Origin of the sequence: uncultured Leifsonia sp., assembly GCF_945957465.1 — a bacterium.
GTDB lineage: Bacteria > Actinomycetota > Actinomycetes > Actinomycetales > Microbacteriaceae > Leifsonia.
On the sequence record NZ_CAMFLC010000092.1, the window covers coordinates 1 to 5,907 of the forward strand.

At 67.5% G+C, this 5,907-nt stretch carries 6 protein-coding genes; 2 read left to right on the forward strand and 4 right to left on the reverse strand.

Annotated features, from left to right (window positions below; translation table 11 throughout):
• On the forward strand, positions 1-754 hold a 754-nt coding region (locus tag Q0Q23_RS19485; RefSeq protein ID WP_295128291.1), incomplete at its 5' end, for a cbb3-type cytochrome c oxidase subunit I.
• A 4-nt stretch (positions 755-758) separates the two neighbouring features.
• Positions 759-1,181 carry a cytochrome c oxidase subunit 4 gene (locus Q0Q23_RS19490; protein ID WP_295128294.1) on the forward strand — a complete coding sequence of 141 codons (423 nt, stop codon included), beginning with the start codon at positions 759-761 and terminating at the stop codon, positions 1,179-1,181.
• Between the two features lie 141 nt (positions 1,182-1,322).
• Here Q0Q23_RS19490 and Q0Q23_RS19495 read toward each other — a convergent pair whose 3' ends face one another.
• From Q0Q23_RS19495 to Q0Q23_RS19510, 4 genes are all read right to left on the reverse strand, one after another.
• On the reverse strand, positions 1,323-2,135 hold the full coding sequence (locus tag Q0Q23_RS19495) for a methyltransferase domain-containing protein (RefSeq protein WP_295128297.1): 813 nt from the start codon (positions 2,133-2,135) through the stop codon (positions 1,323-1,325).
• Between the two features lie 96 nt (positions 2,136-2,231).
• Positions 2,232-3,851, reverse strand: coding sequence for a ubiquinol-cytochrome c reductase cytochrome b subunit (locus Q0Q23_RS19500; RefSeq protein ID WP_295128300.1), 1,620 nt, complete (start codon positions 3,849-3,851; stop codon positions 2,232-2,234).
• A complete protein-coding gene (locus Q0Q23_RS19505; protein WP_295128303.1) occupies positions 3,848-4,921 on the reverse strand; it encodes a ubiquinol-cytochrome c reductase iron-sulfur subunit in 1,074 nt (357 codons plus the stop codon). Before Q0Q23_RS19505 ends, Q0Q23_RS19500 begins: the two co-directional genes overlap by 4 nt.
• 44 nt (positions 4,922-4,965) lie before the next feature.
• A complete protein-coding gene (locus Q0Q23_RS19510) occupies positions 4,966-5,817 on the reverse strand; it encodes a c-type cytochrome (RefSeq protein ID WP_295128305.1) in 852 nt (283 codons plus the stop codon).
• Between the last annotated feature and the right edge of the window lie 90 nt (positions 5,818-5,907).

The window sequence follows — 5,907 nt, forward strand, 5'->3', positions numbered from 1 at the left end:
CTCGCTGATGACGATGCTCATCGCGGTCCCGACCGGCGTGAAGATCTTCAACTGGATCGGCACCATGTGGCGCGGGTCGCTCACCTTCGAGTCCCCGATGCTCTGGTCGATCGGCTTCCTCATCACCTTCACGTTCGGTGGACTGACCGGCGTCATCCTCGCGTCGCCGCCGCTCGACTTCCACGTGTCCGACACATACTTCGTCGTCGCCCACTTCCACTACGTGGTCTTCGGGACGGTCGTGTTCGCGATGTTCGCCGGATTCTACTTCTGGTGGCCGAAGTGGACGGGCAAGATGCTCAACGACCGACTGGGCAAGTGGCACTTCTGGCTGCTGTTCATCGGCTTCCACACGACCTTCCTCATCCAGCACTGGCTGGGAGTCGTGGGCATGCCGCGACGGTACGCGACCTACCTCCCGTCCGACGGCTTCACCTGGATGAACCAGGTCTCCTCGATCGGTGCGGGCATCCTCGCCGTCTCGATGATCCCGTTCTTCGTGAACGTGTACCTCACGGCGCGCAACGCGCCGAAGGTCACGGTCAACGACCCGTGGGGCTACGGCCGTTCGCTCGAGTGGGCGACGTCCTGCCCGCCGCCGCGGCACAACTTCACGTCGATCCCGCGCATCCGTTCGGAGTCGCCGGCGTTCGACCTCAACCACCCCGAGGCCGGCATCCCGATCGGAGTCGGCGGCGGCAAGGACGCCCCGGACGCCCCCGTGCTCGACGTCGCAGACAACAAGGTGAAATGAACCCATGAGAGCTAACGCGATCCTCTTCTGGATCCTTTCGGTCTTCTTCCTCCTCTCGGCGATCGTCTATACGCTGTGGAGCCTGATCGACCCGATGCACGGCAAGGTCGAGTGGGTCGGCACGGTCGCGCTCGTGTTGAGCGCGATCCTGGCTGCGTTCATCGCCTTCTACGTGGGACGTTCGCACGCCTCGCAGGGCGGCGAGCTTCCGGAGGACCGTCTCGACGCCAACATCGACGACGGCGACCCCGAGCTCGGTCACTTCTCGCCGTGGAGCTGGTGGCCGGTGGCCCTCGCGGCCGCCGCGGCGCTGGTGATGCTCGGCCTGGCGGTCGGCATCTGGATCTGCTTCATCGGTGTGGCCTTCGCGCTCGTGTGCATCGTCGGCTGGGTCTACGAGTACTACCGGGGTTACTTCGCCCGCTGAACCGGCCGATACTCCGCTCGAAAGGCCGTCTCCTTCGGGAGGCGGCCTTTCTGCGTACCGTCGAGGCGCATTCTCCGCAGCCACGGGCACGGGGGACGCACTGTGCGCCGTCTCGATCGAGGTCGAGCCGGCTCGTGCACGTCAGCGGGCTGCGAAGGCGAGGATGTCGACGGAGACCGTCGTCTGCTCCACCGCTGCGGGCATAGCAGCGGCGTGCCGGGCCGACGGGCCCATGGCCGCCAGGGCGCGCCGAAGGGTCTGATCGACCGAGAGGTCGTAGTGGACGTGTTCGCGTGCCAGCGGGGCGTACAGGGCGCCTGCGGCCCTGATGACGTCCTCGGCCTTGTCGGTGGGGACGTCGAGCATCGTGCCGGATGACCGGAGCGAGCCGAGGTGGTCTGCACGCGGTACGACGACCACCAGCCGGCCGCCCGGGCGGAGCGTTCGCCGGAACTCGGGGAGATTGCGCGGGGCGAAGACGTCGAGCACGACGTCTGCGCTCTGCGAACGGAGGGGAAGCGGGCGCCAGGTGTCGGCGACCAGCCCGTCGATACGCTCCGAGGAGCGGACAGCGCGGAGGACGGCGGTGGGGGAGAGGTCCATCGCCAGGCCCGTGGCGTCGGACGCGGCAGACAGCGCTGCGCGGAGGTAGTAGCCGGTGCCGGCACCGGCATCGACCATGCGCAGGCCGCCGGCGTCCGGAATGAGCGCCGCGACCACGGCTGCGATCGGCGCATAGGCGCCGCCCTCCAGCACCACGTCACGGGCATCGAGCATCTCGGCGGAGTCGCCCACGAGCTTGCTGCCGCCGCCCAGGAGGGACACGTAGCCGCGCTTGTTGACGTCGTGGCGGTGACCCTCTGTGCAGCCGAGCGTGAGCCGGTCGACGGGCTCGAGGTCACGACCGCACACCGGGCAACGGAGCCAGGAAGCGAGACGGGCCACATCGGTCACAGGGAGCTCCTCACGCGAGCCCGCCGGGTCGGCGGATGGAAAAGGGAAAGCGCCGATCGTCGATGACGATCGGCGCTTTCACGAAGGTTCAGCGGATCAGTGGTGTCCGTGACCCGACTCGAGCTCGCCGCGGGTCGGCGGCACGAGACGGTCCTCGAAGAACCAGCGGGACAGGCTCGCGCGCATGCGGGTGCCGGCCGTGATCTTGCCGCGCTTGTTCGGGCGGATCATCAGCGGCTCGTACGCCTCGTAGCTCACCAGACGCCAGCGCTCGTAGTCGCTGAGCTGCTCGTGCACCTCGATGAACTCACCACCGGGGAGCTTCACGATGCGGCCGCTCTCGTAGCCGTGCAGCGCGATCGAACGATCTTTCTTCTGCAGCGCGAGGCAGACCCGCTTGGTGAGCACGAACGCGATGAGCGGGCCGAGGAAGAGCAACGCCTGGAGCGTGTGGATGACGCCCTCCATCGTCAGCTTGAAGTGCGTGGCGATGAGGTCGGACGACGCCGCCGCCCAGAACACCGCGTAGAACGTGACGCCTGCGGCGCCGATGGCGGTGCGGGTGGCCGCGTTGCGCGGGCGGTCCAGGATGTGGTGCTCGCGCTTGTCGCCGGTGATCCACGCTTCGATGAAGGGGTAGATCATGACTGTCACGATGAAGAGACCGAGGATGGCCACCGGGACGATGATGTTGAACGACCAGGTGCGGTTGAGCCAGACGAACTCCCAGCCCGGCGGCACGAGACGCAGCGCGCCGTCCGCGAAGCCGATGTACCAGTCCGGCTGGGTTCCGGCGGACACGGGGGAGGGGTCGTACGGGCCGTAGTTCCAGATCGGGTTGATGGTGAAGAGCGACGCCATGAGCGCGACGACACCGAACACGATGAAGAAGAAGCCGCCGGCCTTCGCCGCGTAGACGGGGAGGACCGGGTAACCGACGACATTGCCCTGGGTGCGACCCGGAGCGGCGTACTGCGTGTGCTTGTGGACGACCACGAACACGAGGTGCAGTGCGATGAACGCGACGACCAGCGCCGGCAGCAGCAGGATGTGCAGCGTGTAGAGGCGTCCGACGATCGCCGTGCCGGGGAACTCGCCGCCGAACAGCAGGAACGAGATCCAGGTGCCGACCACCGGGAGGCCCTTGATGAGGCCGTCGATGATGCGCAGGCCGTTGCCCGAGAGGAGGTCGTCGGGGAGCGAGTAGCCCGTGAAGCCCTCGGCCATCGCGAGGATGAACAGCGTGAAGCCGATGACCCAGTTGAGCTCGCGCGGCTTGCGGAACGCACCCGTGAAGAAGATGCGGAGCATGTGCAGCCCGATCGCGGCCACGAAGAGCAGAGCGGCCCAGTGGTGGATCTGACGCACGAGCAGGCCGCCGCGCACCTCGAACGAGATGTTGAGCGTCGACTCCATCGCGGCGGACATGTGGATGCCCTTGAGCGGGACGTACGAGCCGTTGTAGACGACCTCGGCCATCGACGCCTGGAAGAAGAACGTCAGGAACGTCCCCGTCAGCAGGATGACGATGAAGCTGTAGAGGGCGACCTCACCGAGCAGGAAGGACCAGTGGTCCGGGAAGATCTTGCGGCCGAACTCCTTGACCGCACCGGAGATGCTGGTGCGGTCCTCGATGTAGTTGGCGGCCGCCGCTGTGAAGCCGCCGCTCTTGACCGTGGTTTCTGCCGCAGGGGCTGCGGCGGTCGTGGTGCTCAATGGCGCTCCCAGAAGCTCGGGCCGACGGGCTCGTGGAAGTCGCTGCGAGCGACCAGGTATCCGTCGGCGTCAACGGTGATCGGCAGCTGCGGCAGTGGCCGCTTCGCCGGTCCGAAGATGACCTCTGCCTCGTGCGTGATGTCGAACTGCGACTGGTGGCACGGGCACAGCAGGTGGTGGGTCTGCTGCTCGTAGAGCGCCACGGGGCACCCGACGTGCGTGCAGATCTTGGAGTAGGCGACGATGCCGTCGTAGTTCCAGTTCTCGCGGCCCTTGGACACGTGCAGGTCTTCGGGCTTGAGGCGCATGAGCAGCACGGCCGCCTTGGCCTTCTGCTCGAGCATGTCGGGGGCGTCGTTCAGACCCTCCGGGATGACGTGGAAGGCGCTGCCCAGGGTGACGTCGGACGCCTTGATCGGGGTGCCGGACGGGTCGCGCGTGAGCCGGATGCCCTTGGCCCACATGGTCTGCGAGAGCAGTTCGGCCGGGTCCTCGCCCTGCGGCGCGAGACCGCGGAACAGGACGACCGCGGGCAGCGGGAAGGCGATCAGGGCGCCGATGAGGCTGTTGCGCACCAGCGTGCGGCGATTGAAGCCGGACTCCTGGTCGGCCTGGCGGAAGATCTCCGCTGCGCGCGCGGTGGTCTGCTCCGAGCCGCGCACCGGGTGCCGCAGGTCGACGCCCTCCTTCTCGTGCATGAGGGCCTTGCCCCAGTGCACGGCGCCGATGCCGATCGCGAGCAGCGCGAGGGCGATGCCGAGACCGATGAAGAGGTTGTTCAGCCGGACCGACCCGGGGTCGCTGTCGTTGATCGGGAACGCCATGTAGGCGGCGACCGCCCACACCGAGCCCGCGATGGACAGATAGAACAGCGTGTAGACGGTGCGCTCGGCGCGCCGCTCCTTCTTGGGGTCGAGGTCGGTGACCCGTGGACGGTGCGGCGGGAAACCGGGGTTCTCGACGGCATCGCGGATGATCACCGCCGTTCCGGGGTCGCCGGTCCGGTGCACGTCGACGGCCGACGAACTGGCTGGCGTCAGCTCGTGACCGCCGTTCTCGTCCTGTGCCATTGTTCTCCTTCTTACGCTGTGCTTCTACAAGTACGACAGAACGGTCAGTTGGACTTCGCCGTGATCCACACGGTCAGGGCGACGATGGCGCCCAGACCGAAGATCCAGAGGAAGAGACCCTCGGCCACCGGGCCGAGCGAACCGAGCTCGAAGCCGCCCGGGGACGGGTTGTTCTGGATGTACTTGAGGTACGTGATGATGTCGGCCTTGCCCTGAGGCGAGATGTTCAGGTCGTTGAACACCGGCATGTTCTGCGGGCCGGTGATCATGGCCTCGTAGATGTGCCGGGCGCTGACACCGGTCAGCGGCGGGGCGAACTTGCCCTCGGTCAGTGCTCCACCCGCGCCGGCGACGTTGTGGCACATCGCGCAGTTGATGCGGAAGAGCTCGGCGCCGGCGGCGGCGTCGCCCTTGCCGTCGAGGTACTTCTGCTCCGGGATGGACGGGCCGGGGGCCAGCGACGCGACGTAGGCGGCGAGTGCCGCGACCTCTTCGTCGGTGAACTGGACGGGCTTCTGCTCCGCCTGCGGTCCCTGCATCTGCATGGGCATGCGGCCGGTGCCGACCTGGAAGTCGACGGCGGCGGCACCGACGCCGATCAGCGAGGGAGCGTTGACGGTGCCCTGCGCCTCCATGCCGTGGCAGGTGGCGCAGTTGGCCTGGAAGAGCTTCTGGCCCTGCTCGACCGACGACTTGGAGGCCGTCTGCACCTGAGCCGGGTCGGCCGAGGCCGTCGTGGTGGTGAAGGCGGCGTAGGCGCCGCCGGTGAGGCCGAGGCCGATGGCGAGCAGCGCGACGGTGGCGAGCGGGTGGCGGCGACCGGTCTTGCGCGCGGCCGTGGGGCGGCCGGAGGCTGTGGCGCGGGACTTCTGGGTGCCGGGAACGCGGGGACGCATGAGGTGAGGTCAGCTCCTGTTGATCTATCGGATGATGTAGATGACCGCGAACAGTCCGATCCACACGACGTCGACGAAGTGCCAGTAGTA

Bases quoted from the DNA above. Each gene is read 5' to 3' on its own strand.
- Q0Q23_RS19510 (WP_295128305.1), bottom strand. From the start codon at position 5,817: ATGCGTCCCCGCGTTCCCGGCACCCAGAAGTCCCGCGCCACAGCCTCC.
- Q0Q23_RS19505 (WP_295128303.1), bottom strand. From the start codon at position 4,921: ATGGCACAGGACGAGAACGGCGGTCACGAGCTGACGCCAGCCAGTTCG.
- Q0Q23_RS19490 (WP_295128294.1), top strand. From the start codon at position 759: ATGAGAGCTAACGCGATCCTCTTCTGGATCCTTTCGGTCTTCTTCCTC.